Consider the following 18768-nt stretch of genomic DNA (forward strand, 5'->3'; position numbering starts at 1 on the left):
GATTATATCAACGGATATTACAACAACGTTAGGCCGCATCATTATAATGCCGGTTTAGCGCCAAATGAATCTGAGGTTAGATATCAAGATTCTAAAACTGTGGCCAAATTTTATTGACCACTACAGGCTGAAGCTTGAAATTGCTGTTCTAGCTCAGTGCATTCCATTGTATTGATTGGAGATATCAATACGATCTGCCCAGGTTTTGCATAGCCATCAACAATGTGTGAGTTTACAAATTTAAAGTGTTTGAATGTCTTTTCAGAGGGAGTGTTATAGAGTGCGATTATTAAAGCATCGATACTCATTCGCTTTTCTACAATATGAATAGCGTAGTCGTTTGGTACTAAGAATTGGTTAGTCATGTCCGCTCCTTGCGTTATTAATTTTCCCTAAAAAAGCATACTACAGCATGTAGTAATTTGTGCTGTCTCAATGCTTACATATATTGAAAAGTGAATCAATAAAACATTTCTAAGCTCATGAGAAGTACAATTTATAAAAAACTATATTAACTTAAAAAAAGTGGATGAAAGCGCTTCACTGTCATTAAACAATATAATGCACTTCAATATTAAATCGAAGGCTTGCTTGCTCAATGCAATATAAAAAATATTTAAAGCTGTCATCACTCAAAAAGGTATTTTCACGCCCTCTTCCACGGTTCATCACATGATAAAATGCGTTCTCGTACTCTATTCGCAGCGGCCTAGACATAGTAATTCACTCAATGAGTAGTAAACTATAAATCTAGACCTTTGATGTCTGAACCCCTTTAGTCCTAATCGGTGAGCCTACTGGTATTCTAATTACGTCATTTTATCTAGCGTAACCTCAGAAGCTTGGTCAGAACTTCTTTCTACATTGGCAAAATCGTCAGCTAATAATAGTTCTTCATCTTCAATTAAGTTATCACGTTGGATGGATAGCTTATCTAAAAGGAAGTTGTGCTTAATCTCAAAGTCTGTAAATAACTCCTCCCAAAGAACAACATAAACATCGTACTTACCTCTATATGCTAGGTACTTTTCTCCAAAATGTTTTAAATTATCTATTTGCTCTTCAATGAATTCACTACCATCATATCTATTTCCTATTAAATAGAATTTCCAGCTCTCTTGATTAGTATTAAACCCATCTGTAGATTTAATTTGGTGGTAATAATTAAAAACTTGGTCTATTTCTTTTTTCCAAGCTTCACATTAGTAGGGTGCTTTAATTCAACCACTATATTTTCTATTTTGTCATTATAAATAGTTCTAGTAGTTAAGAATAAATCCATTTCTTTTAATTTATGCTCACCTTCGACTAGCTCTTTAGAAGTTTCTTCAGGCTTCTCACCTCTTAATAAATAAGAGTATCTATCTAGTGCTTCTTGAAACTTTGGTTCAGCTGCTGTGACTAATCTCAAGTGTTCTCCAAGTAGCCAATAACACTTTTCCATTTTATTTTGTAAATGAGGAACTTCTTTAGCATATAACGAATTATCAAAAACAAGTTTATTTAAATCTTCAACAGATCTTTTTCTATCAACAATTAAATCTATTGACTCAATAATGTTGCCTAATTTAGTAACATTTAATTGTTTAGCAAATTGCTCTCTTTGAGCAGAGTCTATATCAATAACACTCTCCAGAATCTTAAAGAGATTCTCAAGTTCACCACCGTCTAATATTAAATTAAGGAATCCTACAAAAGTTTTCTTTTGAGTTTTATTTAGTTCCTTAAATATTGCGGGTTCAATCTCATATAAAGACTGAACAGTTGATTTAAGATCCTGAGCTTTTAACACTTGATACTTGTCACTTGAGTTGAAAGTAGGGAAAATACCATTCTTTTCATAATCTTCTACAAGTTCTTTAGCAAATTGATGCAGTAGAGGTGTTCTTTTTCCTCTAACAAAACTGTCTAACTCTCTTATTAATTCTTTGAACTCTTCATCAGTGGCTGACGTATTAAAATGATCTTGAGTCCCATTCTGCTTACCAACGATAAAGTTATCAAAGTAATCACTTTGGATTGTTAATGAGTGATGGAAACTGTCACCCTTTCGATTGAATTTAGTTGTTTGGAAATGCTTAGTTAAACCAGTAGATGATGTAAAAACATACCTAGATGGTTGGTTATTAGGGGCTGATTTCCAACGAATGTAATTAATATTAAATTTATAATCTGAAATGCATATTTCTTTAAAATCACGTTCTCCAACTAAGGCATCATAATCTAGAGGAACGCCATTTATTATTATGCTAAATCCTAAACTGTTATTTAGTTCCAAAAACCAGCAAAACTCTTTCTTTAAAAATTTTATGACATGTGATTCGAAGTACAGTTTAGAAAATTTCGCATCAAATCCGTGAAATGTAACTACGGTTTTACTTGTAGAGCTTGGAGAGTTTATTGGTGAGGATTCATTATAATCGTCTAGAGTATCACTATCGACTTTAATGGAATACTCTTGGTAAGTATTACCTTTTTTATATGTTGTAGTCCAAATAGCATTAGCAGAAAAATGATAAAATGTTAAACGCCCTAAACCATTCTTACCATGAAGTAGAGATGAACTGTTCGAGCTCAGTAGATCTTTTTTTTCTGACTTTAAGACTGGTTTAAACTTATCTTTTAACAAAGAAAAATCGATACCTGAACCATTATCAGAAATACTTAAAGAATTAATATTGCCAACGTCTTCATCAAAAGAAAAGTCTACTAATATCTGACTTGCGCCAGCATCAAAGCCATTCCAGATATATTCAGAAATTGCCTTAAATGATTTATATGATTTTAAACGATTTTTAATTCCTTTAGTATCAACTTCGACTTTTGCCACAATTCAGCTTCCCTACAATATTTTGAATCTATCTAATCATATTTTACCCAATAAATTAAGTGTTTATAACAAAATAAGATGCAAATGCAGAGAATCAGATCTTGTTTCTTGCCAAGACTAAACACCAATCTCAAGTTTAACACCCTCCCCCGTCATCACGCCTTGAGAATAAGCAATTGATGAGTAATGCATTTCATGGATGAAATGAAAGCCATGCTTGCACATGGATGTGCTTTCATGGCGTTTACGTTCACATCAATTGTGTTTTGAAGGATTAAGCGTGATGCTCGGGGCGCCGTGGGGTTCCAAGGGGCGGTCGGCGGCAGCCGCCCCTTGGTTGCCGCCAGCAATCTGGCAAAAAAACTTGAATAAGGTTTCTAATGTAGGTCGCGGATTTATCCCGATAAAAGTTAGCAAGTTAGCAATAAAAACCATCAGCCAAGGTGATACAACTTTTTGGGCTAAAGCCCAACCTACAAATTACACACGCCAGCAAACTTAGCGCCTACGGTGGTTAACTCTATCTACTGGTGTTAAATCATTCGTGGCTGAAGCCGACTCCTACAGCAATATTGAACCTCGGTGTAGCGTGAAGCGCCTCTGTGATCTCTGTGGTGAAATTCACTTATCGCCCTAAAGGACGACCTACAATTTTAACTAACCCTTTGGGTTTCGTTGCTCTCTACCCAACGTTCATATAATTTATGGCTTATCACCACGCACAAAAAAGCCGTTGCATTGCTGCAACGGCTTTTAAATTTTATAAATTCCCAATCTTTATTTGGAAATTTTAAAAATTACTAATCGCGATATGTCTCTACCGCTGGGCATGAACATACTAAGTTACGGTCACCGTATACATCATCTATACGTGTAACGGTTGGCCAGAACTTGTTTTTAGCCACTGCAGGTACTGGGAATGCAGCGTAAAAACGGTCGTACGCGCGGTCCCATTCGTTACCTAATACGTCGCCTTGTGTATGCGGTGCAAACACTAGCGGGTTGTTTTCGATTGACCATTCGCCAGAGATTACTTTTTCAATTTCGCCTTTAATTGACACCATAGCTTCGATAAAGCGATCAATCTCACCTTTTGATTCAGACTCAGTTGGCTCAATCATTAATGTGCCAGCTACTGGGAACGACATTGTTGGTGAATGGAAGCCGTAGTCTTGCAAGCGCTTAGCTACGTCCATTTCAGTAATGCCTGATAGCTCTTTAAGCGGGCGTAAGTCAACAATACATTCATGAGCAACACGGTTGTTACGACCACGGTATAAAATTGGGAAGTGCTTGCTTAGCTCATGCGTTAAGTAGTTAGCATTAACAATTGCCATTTCAGTAGCTTGCTTTAAGCCCTCTGAACCCATCATGGTGATGTAAGCCCATGAAATAGGTAAAATAGCGGCTGAGCCGTAAGGCGCTGCCGATACTGCACCGTTACCAATGTTAGTACCTGGTACGTTAATTACGCTGTGGTTTGGCATAAACGGCGCAAGGTGCGATTTAACACCAATTGGGCCAACACCTGGACCACCGCCACCGTGTGGAATACAAAACGTTTTATGCAAGTTTAAGTGCGATACGTCTGAGCCAATAAAGCCTGGGCTTGTTACACCAACTTGCGCGTTCATGTTTGCGCCGTCCATGTAAACTTGGCCGCCGTGCTCATGAATAATGTCACAAATTTCGCGAATTGTTTCTTCGTATACGCCATGCGTAGACGGGTATGTGATCATAATACACGATAAGTTTTCAGACACTTCCTCAGCTTTCGCTTTAAGGTCAACCATGTCTACGTTACCGTTTTTATCGCAGTTAACTACCACAATTTTCATGCTCGCCATTTGCGCTGATGCAGGGTTAGTACCGTGCGCAGAGCTTGGGATTAAACATACATTACGGTGTGCGTCGCCGCGTGATTCGTGGTATTTACGAATCGCGATTAAGCCTGCGTATTCACCTTGCGCGCCAGAGTTTGGCTGTAGTGATACTGCATCGTAACCGGTAATGTTTACTAACCAGTCGTGTAGCTCGCCAATCATAATTTGGTAACCCTCTGCTTGATCTAGCGGGCAGAATGGGTGAAGGTTTGCAAACTCAGGCCACGTAATTGGGATCATCTCAGCAGTCGCGTTTAGTTTCATGGTACATGAGCCTAACGAGATCATTGAGTGATTAAGCGATAAGTCTTTGCTTTCTAGTCGCTTAATGTAGCGAAGCATGTCTGTTTCGCTGTGGTAGCTGTTAAAGTTTGGATGCGTTAGTACTTCGTCGTCACGTACTAAACTTGCAGGGATTGACTCGCTGCCATTTGCTTCAACGTCGGCTGCAATAGCGTCAACACTGAGGCCATGGCCTTCGCCTAAAATAATATCGAATAACTCAGCGATATCTGCACGTGTTGTAGTCTCTGATACCGAAATTGAATACTCGCCTTCGTGGTTTGTTGCAAAGTTTACGCCTTTTGCAATTGCACGCGCTATTACGTCGTCTTTGCTATCGCTTACTACTGTTAGCGTATCAAACCAAGTGCTGTGCTTAAGTGCGATGCCTTTAGCTTTAAGGCCACTTGCTAAAATATCAGCAAAGCGATGTATACGCTGCGCGATAGTTTTTAAGCCTTGTGGGCCGTGGTACACCGCGTAAAACGCTGCCATGTTGGCAAGTAATACTTGCGCTGTACAAATGTTTGAATTGGCTTTGTCGCGGCGAATGTGTTGTTCGCGCGTTTGCATTGCCATACGTAGTGCGTCGTTACCTAAACGGTCTTTAGATACACCAATAATACGACCTGGTAATGAACGTTTGTATGCGTCACGTGTTGCAAAAAATGCAGCGTGTGGACCGCCGTAACCCATAGGTACGCCAAAACGTTGAGCCGAACCAAGTACTACGTCTGCACCTAGTTTACCCGGCGCTTTTAACAGTAATAAACTCATTATGTCGGCAGCAACACAGGCAATCGCCTTTTTGCTTTGTACGCCAGCAATTAGGTCAGTTATGTCTACCACTTCGCCCGATGTAGTTGGGTATTGGAACAATGCGCCAAAAATGTCGTGGTTTACGGCATCTTCTGCTTTACCTACAATTATTTCAAATCCAAACTGCTCGGCACGCGTTGTTACTACGTCGATTGTTTGTGTGTGTACGTCGTCGGCAATAAAAAAGGCATTGGCTTTTTTAGCTTTTGATACGCGTTTTGCAAGGCCCATAGCCTCTGCAGCCGCTGTTGATTCGTCAAGTAGTGACGCACTTGCTAAATCAAGACCGGTTAAATCTAGGGTCATAGTTTGGAAGTTTAATAATGATTCTAAACGCCCTTGAGCAATCTCTGGCTGATACGGTGTGTACGCTGTATACCAACCTGGATTTTCTAGTACGTTACGTAAAATTACGTGCGGTACGTTAGTTGGGTGGTAGCCTTGGCCAATGTACGATTTGAAAACTTTATTTTTGCTTGCTACTGATTTTAAGTAGCTTAGTGTTTCAACTTCAGTACGGCTTTGTCCAACTGTTAACGGTTGCTCTAGACGAATGCTAGCCGGTACAGTTTGGTCAATGAGCTCTTGCACACTCGATACTTCTAAAGCACTTAGCATATCGCTTACTTGTGCTGGGCTTGGCCCAATATGGCGGCGAATAAAATCTTGCTTTTGCTCTAGTTCTTCAAGAGATTTGGCGTTTGACATGTGTCCAGATTCCTATGATCCAAAAAATGTGGCTACTGCTGATGGGTAAACAGCAATAACTTAAAATTCTTATAATTTAACAGCTTACTTTGTATGGAAAAGTTAACTGTAAAATCATAAAAGCCCCGATATCTAAATAAAACACACGGGGCTTTTAGTTATCTACAAAGAATAATTATTCTTCGTCGATAGTGTGCGAGTAACCTTCAGCGTCTAATAAGTTGTCTAGTTCAGACTCGTCAGATGCTTTAATACGGAATAACCAACCGTCGCCGTAAGCGTCGTTGTTTACTGTTTCTGGTGAGTCTTCAAGTTCTTCGTTAATAGCAACAATTTCGCCACTGATAGGTGCGTAAATGTCTGATGCTGCTTTAACTGACTCTGCTACTGCACAGTCTTCGCCAGCGTCTACTTCGTCGCCAACTTCTGGTAATTCAACAAATACCATGTCGCCAAGAAGTTCTTGTGCATGCTCAGAAATACCAACAGTAAATGTACCGTCGCCTTCGTCACGAACCCACTCGTGTGAAGGTGCGTATTTTAACTCGCTAGGAATGTTGCTCATTTTATTTGTCCTTTGGTTTATATTGGGAGGATATCAATCACTGTAATTACACTGATTGATATAACCAAATTATTTAAATTATTGATTTACCGTTACGTACAAAGCTAGGCTTTACTACTTTAACGTTTACTAATTTTTTACGCATTTCTACTTGAGCTGTATCGCCTGTTGAACGTGGTACACGTGCAAGGGCTACACTAAAACCAAGTGTCGGTGAAAAAGTACCAGAAGTAATAATACCTATCCCACCATCAACAATTACTTTAGAACCGCTACGCAAAACGCCTTTTTCTTCAAACACTAAGCCAACTAGTTTGTCAGTGCTTTTTTCTGCGCGTTGCTTAACAAGTACGTCACGACCAATAAAGTCACGATCTTCTGGTTCCCATGCAATGGTCCATGCCATGTTAGCTGCAAGTGGTGATACGCTTTCGTCCATATCTAGGCCGTAAAGGTTCATACCTGCTTCTAAACGTAGCGTGTCGCGTGCACCTAAACCAGCAGGCTTAACACCTGCGTCTAGCAGTTGTTGCCATAAATCGGCTGCTTGGTCGTTCGGTACTACTATTTCGTAACCGTCTTCGCCAGTATAACCCGTTGTGGCAATAAATAAATCACCTACTTGAACACCAAAAAATGGCTTCATACCTTCAACAGCGGCTTGTTGCTCAGCATTTAAAAGAGTAGCTGTTTTTGCTTTAGCGTTAGGGCCTTGCACTGCAATCATTGCAAACTCTGGGCGCTCTGTAACAGTTACGTCAAAGTCGCTCGATACGTTAGCTAAATGCGCTAGGTCTTTTTCACGCGTCGCTGAGTTAACAACTAGGCGGTAAAACGTTTCACTAAAGAAATAAATAATTAAGTCGTCTATTACACCGCCCTGCTCGTTAAGCATGCCTGTGTAAAGCGCTTTGCCTGGTACGGTTAATTTTGCAACGTCGTTAGCTACTAGCTTACGTAAAAATGCTTTTGCTTGAGGCCCTTCAATATCAACAATAGTCATGTGTGATACGTCAAACATACCAGCGTCGGTACGTACGCTATTGTGTTCTTCTATTTGTGAGCCGTAGTTGATTGGCATTTCCCAGCCATGAAAATCAACCATTTTTGCGCCCGCTTCTAGGTGCTTAGCATGTAGTACAGTTTTAGAAGTCATAACATTCCTTCACGTTTAAATTAACCCTGTTTAGGGCGTGGCTTAAATAGATATAAAAACAGATAAACATTGTTATGCTCGCCTGTTGTTTTTATTCGTTATGCGGCTTCACTATGCATAAGTGCAAAGCCTTGCGCTTGCATGTAGCTTTGCCATTTTTGTAATTCTTGTTGTTTAGCTACTAATACAAAGTGTTGTTCGTCGTTTTTATCAATGGCGGTAATAAATACATCACCGCTTTGTGCACCGTAGCAAAGTTGCGCGTCAGAAAGGCGCAAACCTGGTGTTAATTTAAAAGCATTAACTAGGGTATCAAATGCGTTGTCGCCACTTAAAATAAAGCTTGCTAGGTCGGTGCGTACTACATAATCAATATCAAAACGTAATTGCTGCTCGTTTATAAGCGCTTGTAGTTGAAGGCTTGCGTTGTGTGGTAGTACGAATCTAAAGGCGGTTTCGCTAAAGTAATAAACAGCAAAACTGTAGTCAGAATTATAGTCGCCATCAAGCGTGCCTTTTAAGCCTAAACCGCTGGCGGTAAGCTTAGTTAAATCAAGGCCTAAAATAGTGCTTAAAAATACACTGGTTTCGGTTCCGCTAAAATCCATTACAACGTGATTGTTGTTAGTTTGCAAAGCGTTAGTAACCGCACTACTTGCGTTGCTGTGGCGGGCAAACATTATTGGGTTAAAAGTCATAACAAACACCTGTGTATTTTCGATTACAAAAGTATATTGCCCACGTCTATCAACAACAAATTGTAATTATTTATCAATTGATAAATAATACTTATATATATGGCTATATAAATTGTAATTTTAAATATGAAAAACATATCAACAGACGGTTTACGTACTTTTGTAATGGTAGTTGAAATAGGTGGCTTTGCTAAAGCAGGCGATTTACTTGGCCTTTCGCAACCTGCTGTAAGTTTGCAAATCAAGCGCTTAGAAGACGTGCTTGGCTATAAACTATTTAAAAAACAAGGGCAGCGCCAAGTATTAAACCAGTACGGCGAGCTATTATTGCCTATGGCAAAACAAATGATGCAACACAACGATGCTATTTTGCAGCAGTTCACCTCAGAAAACATTGCAGGTAAAGTGCGCTTGGGTATTCCGAGCGAATTTGCAGCGCGTATTTTACCCTCAATTATTGGCGACTTTGTGGCGCTCTACCCTGAGGTGTCGTTAGAGGTTAAGTCGCGTTTAAGTAAGCATTTGCTTTCGGCTTCTCGCCAAGACCAGTTTGATTTAGTACTTGCGCTAAATGAGCGACTCAACTCTGATAAGTTTCCTATTTTTACGCAAGACGAACTAGTGTGGGTAGGCGACCTGTCACTTGCGCATAATGAGGTGGTTACCCTAGTTACCGCACCAGAGGGATGTATTTATCGTCGCCGTGCTACTGATGCATTAAAAAGTGCAGGCATTAAATACCGAATAGTTTATAGCAACGCCGATTTAACCGGCCTTATTGCTGCATTAAAAGAAGGCTTAGGTATTACGGTACTTGCCAAAAGTACAGTACCGAGTGAGCTTAACTATCAGGTTCAAACCAAGCATTTACCAGCTCTTGGTAATATTGGTATTAGCTTGGTTAAAAGTTCGGGTGAGTCGGAAAATGCGGTAGATAAACTCGCTGAATTTATAGCTCTACGCTTGGGCTAGCGCTTACGTAGCACATATAATTCGTTCAGCCTTTATAGTTAGTAAAACAATTACAAAACAATACAAAAGAAACAATTTAGTTAATTAAGTTGCATAAGCAGGTGTTTTTAGTTCTATTAAACTGAATAATTAAATAGTTAATAACATTGATTCGCATTCGTTAACGTGTTCAAATTGCGCCAATTAAGATAATTGACATGATTAGGAACACAATGAACCCTAAGTTTTTAGTATCTACTTTAGCAACTGCGGTTGCTTTGTCTTTTAGTGCTACTGCAATAGCAAAAGACACCAGCAATAAAGAACAACGCTTTGAACAAATTACTGTTATTGGCTCTCAGCAAGCAATTAACGATATTCCTGGTTCAGCTACGTTTATTTCTGAAGAAGATCTGCAAAAATTCCAGTTTACCGATATTTCTCGCGTTTTAGCGTCTGTTCCGGGCGTTTACGTGCAAGAAGAAGACGGTTATGGCCTTCGTCCTAATATTGGTATGCGCGGTACAGGTACTGGCCGTAACGATAAAATATCAGTAATGGAAGACGGTGTATTAGTTGCACCAGCACCATATTCAGCACCTTCTGCATACTACTTCCCTACTATGGGTCGTATGGAATCTATTGAAGTATTAAAAGGCGCAGCCTCAGTTAAGTACGGCCCGCGTACTACAGGTGGTGTTTTAAACTTACTTTCGCGCAGCTTACCAACTGAGCCAAATAGCTCAAAAGGTATGGTAGATGCAGCCCTTGGTAGCGACGGTTACTACAAAGGCCACGCTTACTTTGGTAAAGAAAAAAATAACACAGCGGGTTTAATTGAAGTATTTACTTACGGCGCAGACGGCTTTAAAGAGCTGCCAGTAGGCAATGACAACACCGGCTTTGAAAAAACAGATTTACTATTAAAGTTTGGCCATACGTTTGGTCAAAACGATGCGCATAATCTTGAGCTAAAAATTAAGTACTCTGACGAAACATCAGACGAAACATACATGGGCTTAACTGACGAAGACTATCAAGAAAGTCCTTACCGTCGTTATGCTGCATCGCAAAACGATGAAATGAATACTCGCCATAACGCATACCAACTTAACTACGCGTACCGTTTTGGTGATGGCTATGAATTTTTAGCAACGGCTTACTTAAACGATTTTCATCGTAACTGGTATAAAGCCAGCAGCGTAGGTTTAAGTACTCTTGAGCAGTACAGCGATTTTGAAGCAAACCCAACAAGCGAAGGCATTGAAGGTATTGGTGTTAAAGCTAATAACCGCGACTACCAAGCTAAAGGTATTCAGTCTGAATTACATATTCCTGCAGGCGATCACTATGTGACTGTTGGCGTACGTTACCACGAAGACGAAATGGATCGTTTTCAGTGGGAAGACAAATACACACTTAATCAAGACCTAAGCTTAACGCTTACAGAGCAAGGCGTTCCGGGCTCTGATAGCAACCGCGTAGATAGTGCAGAAGCAAGCACCTTGTTTATTCAAGACGAGTGGACAATTGATGCATTAGTAGTAAGTGCAGGTCTTCGTTATGAAGACATTACGATTACGCGTGAAGAGTGGTCTAAATCAGATCCAACACGCAGCAACGGTTTAACTAAAGATGTGTCGAACGACACTGAAATTTTAGTGCCGTCACTAGGTGCTACATACACGCTTAACGAAAACGTAACGCTACTTGCGGGCATTCAAAAAGGGTATGCACCAGCAGCACCTGGTAATGCAGACCAAGAAGAAGAAGAAAGTGTAAACATTGAGTTTGGCTCTCGCTTTAATATGGATGGCTTTAGCGGTGAAGTAATTGCTTTTTACTCAGATTACGACAACATGCACGGTAACTGTACTGCAGCGGTTGGTTGTAGCGACGACAACATTGGCGACCAATACAACTACGGTGAAGTAGAAGTAGCAGGCTTTGAATTTAGTGCAGCACGTAAGTTTGCAACTGATACAGCTATGTTCCCAGTTAAATTAACGTACACCTACACAGACTCTGAGTTTAAAAACGATTTTGATTCAGAAATTTGGGGCGCGGTAGAAAAAGGCGATGCAATGCCTTACGTACCAGAAAGCCAAGTAGCGTTATCGTTAGGTGCTGAGTTTTCTACGTTTGTAGTTAACAGCCAAATACGTTACGTATCTGATGCGCATGCTAACTTAACGCAGTCGGGCTTAAACGCAATTGATAGCCGCGTAGTATGGGATTTAGCTGCTAAATACTTAATCGATGAAAATCAAAAAGTATACCTAAGCGTTGATAACTTGTTTGATAAAACATACGTTGCTAACCGTTCAAACGGTGGCATTCAGCCAGGTAAGCCGCGTACGGTACAGATGGGCTACACATACTCATTCTAACGAGTTAAATAGCTCTCTAGCTGCGTTAAAAATAACTCATATAAGAACAACTATATTTCGTTATTTTTGCCTTGCTATAGAGTTATTTTCCTATAGCTATAATAGAGCATCAATTCAGTACAATTGGTGCAAAGTTAAAGCGGAAATTACAGACACAAAAAAGCCGAGATTGAATTTCAATCTCGGCTTTTTAATACATAAAACTTATCGTTTTATATATTAGTTATTTGCGTTACGTTGGCGTAATACTTCAAACAAACAAATACCCGTGGCTACCGATACGTTTAAGCTTGAAACAGTACCCGCCATTGGGATTTTAACAAGCATATCGCAATGCTCACGCGTTAAGCGTCGCATGCCCTCGCCTTCTGCGCCCATAACAATAGCCATTGGCCCTGTTAAGCTTGCGTCAAATACGTGGTTATCAGTTTCGCCAGCGGTACCTACAACCCATACGCCTGCATCTTTAATTTCGCGAAGCGTACGCGCAAGGTTAGTCACTTGAATAAGCGGAACTGTTTCGGCTGCGCCACATGCAACTTTACGTGCGGTACCGTTAAGCTTAGCCGACTTATCTTTAGGTACAATCACAGCGTGAACACCTGCCGCGTCTGCACTACGTAGGCATGCGCCTAAGTTATGCGGATCGGTAATACCATCAAGCACAAGTAAAAACGGTGTGTCTTCACGAGCGATTATCGCATCAAGATCTTTTTCATTAAACGTTGGCGCTGCTTTTACGTTAGCAATAATACCTTGATGCTGCTCACCTTTTGATTTGCTATCAAGGGCTTTACGCTGCATAAACTGTACTGAAATACCAAATTTACGTGCTTCATCAATAATCGGAGTTGAGCGTTTGTCGTCACGACCTTTAAGGGCGTAAATTTCTACAAAGCGCTCTGGTTCGCTTTCTAAAATTGCTTCAACAGAATGAAAGCCAAAAATTAATTCATTACTCACGTATTGTCTGCTCCTGGGCTAGTACGTTTGCGGGCATTTTTGCCTGCTCTTTTAGGCTTTTTAACGGCCTTCTTCTTTGGTTTTTTCTTTACGGCAGAGTCTGCTGCTTTTTTATCTGCAGGTTTTGTTGCAGACTTATTTGCAGGCTTGCCTTTATCTTTATTTGCTGGCTTTTTTTTACCTTTTGGTTTGTCATCGCTGTGCGACTTTTTACCTGGTACTTTGCCTGCTTTTAATTGCGAACGCACACTTGCTGGCGCATGCTCAGACTTACCTGAACCTTTTTTTGGTGCACGACGACGTGAGTATCTGTCTTGTGCAACATCGCCTTTAAGCGTTAAGTTTATACGGCGATCGTCTAAACTAACCGACGCAACTTTTACTGTTACTTTATCGCCAAGGCGATAAACTTTGTGAGAGTGCTCACCTATAAGGGTGTGTTTTGCAGCATCATGCGCAAAAAACTCGTCGCCTAAATTAGTAACGTGTATAAGCCCATCAATTTGTAAATCATCTAAACGAATAAACAAACCAAAGTTAGTGACCGATGAAATAACACCATCAAACTCTTCACCTACATGGTCTTGCATAAACTCACATTTAAGCCAATCAGCTACTTCGCGAGTTGCATCGTCAGCACGACGCTCTGTTGTAGAACACTGCTCACCTAGTTGATCAACTTCATCGTCGGTATAAGCGTATTCGCCAGACGTTTGCTGACCTTGTGCTTTTATTACGGCTTTAATAGCACGATGCACTACTAAATCTGGGTAACGACGTATTGGCGATGTAAAATGCGCGTAAGCCGATAACGCTAAACCAAAGTGACCAATGTTATCTGGCTGATATACAGCTTGTTTCATTGAACGCAGTAACATAGTTTGAATAAGTTCAGCTTCTGGGCGGTCACCTAGTCGCGCTAATACTTGCGTTATTTCTTTTGGTGTTGGCTCGTCGCTTAATGTACTTTCAATACCTAACTCGCCTAAAAACTTAGTAAAGTTACCTAGTTTTTCTTGGTCTGGTTCGTCATGCACGCGATAAAGCGCGCTTGCTTCGTGCTTTTCAAGAATTTTAGCCGCTGATACGTTGGCTAAAATCATACATTCTTCAATGAGTTTGTGCGCGTCGTTACGAATAACAGGCACTATTGATTCTATTTTACGCTGAGCGTTAAATACAAAACGTGTTTCTAGGGTTTCAAACTCTATGGCACCACGGTCTTGGCGTGCAGCTTTAAGTGCCATGTACATTTGCTGTAAATCAGTTAAATGTGGCACAACGGCTGAGTATTCTTCGCGTAGTTTTTCGTCGTTTTGTAAAATGGCATTTACTTTGGTGTAAGTTAAACGTGCATGCGAGTTCATTATCGCTTCGTAAAACTTATAACCGGAAAGTTTACCCGCGCTCGACACGGTCATTTCGGCAACCATACATAAGCGATCTACTTTTGGATTAAGCGAACATAATCCGTTAGAAAGCACTTTTGGTAGCATCGGAATTACTTGCTCAGGAAAATACACTGAGTTACCACGCAAAATTGCTTCTTTGTTAAGCGGCGTGTTCATTCCTACGTAATGCGATACATCGGCAATGGCAACCCATAAGCGCCAGCCACCTGATTTTTTAGGTTCACAGTATACGGCGTCATCAAAGTCGCGTGCATCTTCGCCATCAATAGTTACAAGTGGCAAATCACGTAAATCTACGCGACCTTGTTTGTCAGCTTCTTCAACAAATTCACCTAGGTGAGCAACTTGTGCTTCAACTTCTTCTGGCCATACATGTGGAATATCGTGATTGCGCAGTGCAACTTCAATTTCCATACCTGGGGCTAAATGCTCACCAAGTACATCTATAACTTTACCTACCGCGTTCATGTTACGGCTTGGATTTTGCGTAATTTTAACCTGCACCATTTGGTTATGGCGGGCACCGTTTTCGTTGCCTGGTAAAATCATTATATCTTGCGTTATGCGCGGGTCTTCAGCGACTACCACAGCAACACCGTGCTCAACAAAGTAACGGCCAACAATTGGCGCGCGCTCGTTAGTAAGCACTTTTATAATACGTGCATCGCATTTTGAGCCAGAACCACGTTTAGTGCCTTTAGCTAGTACAATGTCGCCATGTAACACCATATTCATTTGGTGCTTAGCAATAAACCAATCTTTACTCTCGCCTTCAACTTCTAAAAAGCCGAAACCGTCTCTGTGGCCTATTACTTTGCCTTTGGTTAAACCGGCTTCGTCAATTAGGGCGTAGCATTTAAATTTATTGAAATACAGCTGTCCGTCACGCTCCATAGCGCGAAGGCGGCGTTTAAATGCTATTTGGCGTTCGTCATCGTTTACTGCTAGTTCTTCACATAATTGCGCGTAGTTAGCAGGCTTTGAACGCTCTTGAAGGTGAGTAAGTATAAACTCACGACTAGGGACTGGGTTTTCGTACTTTTCTTGTTCTCGACTGAGATTTGGATCTTGGTTTGACATTCACTATCTTGTTAGTTGGTTATGTAGGTATTTTAACCCATATAGTTATAATGAGACAGGTAAAAGCTATTAAACTTTTAAGAAAGCACTTTTACCTTGCTGTTTACCTTGCTGTATAGTTTAAAAATCTAGCGCAATGGGGCTTAACGATCCCTTAACTGCAAAGTGTTTAGTCATCTCGTAGCAATGCTAAAATCTATACTATTTTTTTTGTAGGTTTTTCCACAGCAGTTTACTTATATTATCAATAAAGCTTGGGTCTTCTTCTTTCATTGTAAGTAAAATCTGCTTATTCATTTGTGTTTTATTTTGAGCGTAAATCCAACGATTTTTATTAAATTGCTGGGCAAACTCAAGTGCACCCGCTTGTAGTTCGTCGTTATTTGCAAACACAGCTTCAACTACTTTGTTCTCTAGCAACTGCTGTGCACCAACCCGCTCTCCTGACATAGCTAGACGATTAAAGAAAGTTTGCGAAATAGCTTTATTAATTATAGGAAACATCGATGGAACAAACGGCACCATTACATCCACTTCAGGAAAACAAAAAAAGCCTTTGTCTGATTTCATAAATCTAAAGTCGCACGCACACGCAAGTACAGAACCATTACCATAGGTATGCCCGTTTAACGCAGCAATAATAGGCATAGGAAAAGTAACTATACGTTTAAATAAGTCACTTATTTGAATCATAAAGTCTGAAATTGCTGCAGGTAAAATACTTGGATTAGACATCCATTGAAGGTCGATACCCAATGACCAGTTTTTATCACTTGAAGACGTTAAAATAACTGACTTAATATTTTGTTCTGCTTCAATGTGGTCTAGGTGTAAATTAAACTCAGCCAAAAACGCTGGGTTGTGGCGGTTTTCAGCAGTATTCATGGTGAGTATAGCGATATTATTTTTGGTTGTTAGTTCTATTAAATTTGCCATTAAAACCTCTTTTAGCGCTTTTTAAGCCAATTTTAAGCGCTGTTCGTTACTTTTACATATCATAGTAATACTTTGCTTATAATTTATAAACCCACTAATTAAAGCCACCCTTTTTGTTTAGCTATACGCGCAGCATCTATGCGGTTAGTGGCGTTTAATTTTGCAATGGCATCAGATAGGTAGTTACGCGTAGTCCCTTCGCTAATAAATAGCTGCTTGGCTATGTCGCTTGTTTTAAGGCCATCGCTTGCAAGTTTAAGGGCTTTTCGTTCTTTATCCGTAAGTGGATCTGCGTCGTCTAATGCATTAATAGCAAGCTCTGGGTCAATTACCTTTTGTCCCTGCATTACTTTTTTAAGCGCATTTATTAACTCTTCACTTGGTGCTTCTTTTAAAATAAAACCTTTTACGCCAGTCGTAAGCGCTCGCCTAATATAACCCGCACGAGAAAATGTAGTCATAATAACCATTTTTATAGCAGGAAATTTAGCGGCTATTTTTTCGCTAAGCTCTATACCATTCATGGTTGGCATTTCTATATCGGTTAAAATTATATCGGGATGCAAATCACTATCAAGCGCCTCAATTGCATTAAGTGCATCTTGCCCGTTACTTGCTTGACCAATAATCTCAATATTAAAATCAAGCCCTAACAATGCTGCTACTGCGTCGCGTACAAGCGCCTGATCTTCCACTAAATATACTCTGATCATTATAAATCCTTAGCTGTAATTGGAAGCACTACTTTTAAAGTAAAATTATCGCCACAGGCAAATACTGCACTGCCATTTAGTTGCTCTGCTCGCTCTTTAATACCATTTAGGCCATTGCCCGAATTCAATGTACTGCACGGACCATGGTCAATTACGGTTATAAGTAACTGCTGCGCTGTTTGTTCTATATTTATTTCGCAATTTTTTGTATTGCTATGGCGTAATAAGTTAGTAACTGCCTCTTTAATTACAAGGCCTGCTATACCCTCTACTTTAGCGGGCAGAGCATTTAAAACCACATTAAATGAAACGTTAAATCCTTGCTCTATTAACCTTTGCTTTAACTGTGCTACTTGGCTGACAAGATTAAGCTGTTTTAAATCACTTACGGCGCTTCTTACATCGCTAAGTAACTGCCTTGCCAAATCGGCCACTTGTGCAATTTCGCTATTTGCTTGAGCGTAGCGCTCTCCTTGGTTTAATTTATTAGCAAGCTCAGCTTTTAAAGCAATAGATGAAAGTGAATGACCTAAAATATCATGCAAGTCGCGAGCTATTCGTTCTCGCTCTGCAATAGCTGCTAATTGCTCTAGTTGGTTAGCGCTTTCTTGTTCGCGCTTTTTGTATAAGCTTTCTCTTTTTGCTGCAATACCGTAACTAAATAATGTGGCGCATAGAATCAAAGCAACGCCTAAAAAGTATTGAACCTTACCTATATCTCCAATATATGTGCTTAATAAAACCGTGAATATAATTGCGATCGCAGCATAAATCCTTTGACGGGAGCTGTAAGAGTAGCCTGCTATATAGGCTACGAAACCAAATAAAGTAGGCGTACCTGTGGTGTAAAAAGTAGCGCAAAAACAAATTAAGAGCATGGCTACAAATAACTTAGTCACCCCTGCGCTTTTACAGTTTATTGCTTTTACATACAAAAGAATAAAAGCAATATAGAAGGCTAAAGACATAACAATTTGGTTAACTGTAAAGCTCGCAAAATTAATTATTAGCGGGAGTAAATAAAAGCCGGTAAAAATTAAATGTCCATATTTCCAAAAACCTTTATCACTTTGTTGAGAAAAGCTGCTTAACGAGCTCATACTAATACCTCTGGCATATTATTTTTACTTATAGCACTATTTTTATTAATAAATATAAATAACATAAAAATGCATACCAGCATAAAGCAATCTGCGTACGTAATAGTAAAACTTAATGCCTCTAGCACTTCATTAATAGTTAAGCTGATTAAAATTAAAGAATTCATAATTACCTCCTGTTGAGTAAGGTAACTATGCCCGCGTACAAAAATAATAAGAGTGTGAAGTGTCATCAACTTTAATGACTTTTGTCATGCGGTAAAAAATTCATCTTAAGAATTT

15 protein-coding genes are annotated in these 18768 nt (G+C 39.9%); 2 read left to right on the forward strand and 13 right to left on the reverse strand.

Annotated elements, in window-relative coordinates; translation table 11 throughout:
- Window positions 1-110 precede the first annotated feature (110 nt).
- The 7 genes from H5117_RS03695 to H5117_RS03725 form a co-directional block, all read right to left on the reverse strand.
- Window positions 111-365 carry a hypothetical protein gene (locus H5117_RS03695; RefSeq protein ID WP_182736210.1) on the reverse strand — a complete coding sequence of 85 codons (255 nt, stop codon included), beginning with the start codon at window positions 363-365 and terminating at the stop codon, window positions 111-113.
- Window positions 366-549: 184 nt separating this feature from the next.
- Window positions 550-717: a hypothetical protein gene (locus H5117_RS03700; protein ID WP_182736358.1), complete on the reverse strand. Its 168-nt coding sequence runs from the start codon at window positions 715-717 to the stop codon at window positions 550-552.
- Window positions 718-1177: 460 nt separating this feature from the next.
- Window positions 1178-2830: an ATP-binding protein gene (locus H5117_RS03705; protein WP_182736211.1), complete on the reverse strand. Its 1653-nt coding sequence runs from the start codon at window positions 2828-2830 to the stop codon at window positions 1178-1180.
- An 800-nt stretch (window positions 2831-3630) separates the two neighbouring features.
- On the reverse strand, window positions 3631-6522 hold the full coding sequence (gene gcvP, locus H5117_RS03710) for an aminomethyl-transferring glycine dehydrogenase (RefSeq protein WP_182736213.1): 2892 nt from the start codon (window positions 6520-6522) through the stop codon (window positions 3631-3633).
- Window positions 6523-6697: 175 nt separating this feature from the next.
- Window positions 6698-7087 (reverse strand): glycine cleavage system protein GcvH, encoded by a 390-nt coding sequence (gcvH, locus tag H5117_RS03715; RefSeq protein ID WP_149614718.1) that lies wholly within the window; start codon window positions 7085-7087, stop codon window positions 6698-6700.
- A gap of 73 nt (window positions 7088-7160) precedes the next feature.
- The gene (gcvT, locus tag H5117_RS03720) at window positions 7161-8243 is read right to left on the reverse strand and encodes a glycine cleavage system aminomethyltransferase GcvT (protein WP_182736215.1); all 1083 of its coding nucleotides are present in this window, start codon (window positions 8241-8243) and stop codon (window positions 7161-7163) included.
- 98 nt (window positions 8244-8341) lie between these two features.
- Window positions 8342-8941 carry a hypothetical protein gene (locus H5117_RS03725; RefSeq protein ID WP_002958026.1) on the reverse strand — a complete coding sequence of 200 codons (600 nt, stop codon included), beginning with the start codon at window positions 8939-8941 and terminating at the stop codon, window positions 8342-8344.
- Window positions 8942-9067: 126 nt separating this feature from the next.
- Between H5117_RS03725 and H5117_RS03730 the strand changes: the two genes are divergently transcribed.
- Both H5117_RS03730 and H5117_RS03735 read left to right on the forward strand, forming a co-directional pair.
- Complete coding sequence (locus H5117_RS03730) at window positions 9068-9913, forward strand: LysR family transcriptional regulator (RefSeq protein WP_182736217.1); 846 nt, start codon at window positions 9068-9070, stop codon at window positions 9911-9913.
- 212 nt (window positions 9914-10125) lie between these two features.
- On the forward strand, window positions 10126-12282 hold the full coding sequence (locus H5117_RS03735; protein WP_182736219.1) for a TonB-dependent receptor domain-containing protein: 2157 nt from the start codon (window positions 10126-10128) through the stop codon (window positions 12280-12282).
- Between the two features lie 219 nt (window positions 12283-12501).
- Here the strand turns inward: H5117_RS03735 and rlmB are convergent, their stop codons facing one another.
- The 6 genes from rlmB to H5117_RS03765 form a co-directional block, all read right to left on the reverse strand.
- Window positions 12502-13245, reverse strand: a complete 744-nt coding sequence (rlmB, locus tag H5117_RS03740) for a 23S rRNA (guanosine(2251)-2'-O)-methyltransferase RlmB (RefSeq protein ID WP_002958023.1) — start codon at window positions 13243-13245, stop codon at window positions 12502-12504.
- Entirely contained in the window at window positions 13242-15737 is a 2496-nt protein-coding gene (gene rnr, locus H5117_RS03745; RefSeq protein ID WP_058154169.1) for a ribonuclease R, read from the reverse strand. Before rnr ends, rlmB begins: the two co-directional genes overlap by 4 nt.
- A 201-nt stretch (window positions 15738-15938) precedes the next feature.
- The gene (locus H5117_RS03750) at window positions 15939-16673 is read right to left on the reverse strand and encodes an enoyl-CoA hydratase/isomerase family protein (protein ID WP_182736221.1); all 735 of its coding nucleotides are present in this window, start codon (window positions 16671-16673) and stop codon (window positions 15939-15941) included.
- A 98-nt stretch (window positions 16674-16771) separates the two neighbouring features.
- The gene (locus tag H5117_RS03755) at window positions 16772-17386 is read right to left on the reverse strand and encodes a DNA-binding response regulator (protein WP_024599310.1); all 615 of its coding nucleotides are present in this window, start codon (window positions 17384-17386) and stop codon (window positions 16772-16774) included.
- Window positions 17386-18486 (reverse strand): sensor histidine kinase, encoded by a 1101-nt coding sequence (locus tag H5117_RS03760; protein ID WP_182736223.1) that lies wholly within the window; start codon window positions 18484-18486, stop codon window positions 17386-17388. The genes H5117_RS03755 and H5117_RS03760 overlap by 1 nt, the downstream gene beginning before the upstream one ends.
- Window positions 18483-18653 carry a hypothetical protein gene (locus H5117_RS03765; RefSeq protein WP_164487629.1) on the reverse strand — a complete coding sequence of 57 codons (171 nt, stop codon included), beginning with the start codon at window positions 18651-18653 and terminating at the stop codon, window positions 18483-18485. The genes H5117_RS03760 and H5117_RS03765 overlap by 4 nt, the downstream gene beginning before the upstream one ends.
- Window positions 18654-18768: the final 115 nt, after the last annotated feature.

The organism is Pseudoalteromonas sp. SG45-1, assembly GCF_014164135.1.
In the GTDB taxonomy this organism is placed as follows: domain Bacteria; phylum Pseudomonadota; class Gammaproteobacteria; order Enterobacterales; family Alteromonadaceae; genus Pseudoalteromonas; species Pseudoalteromonas distincta.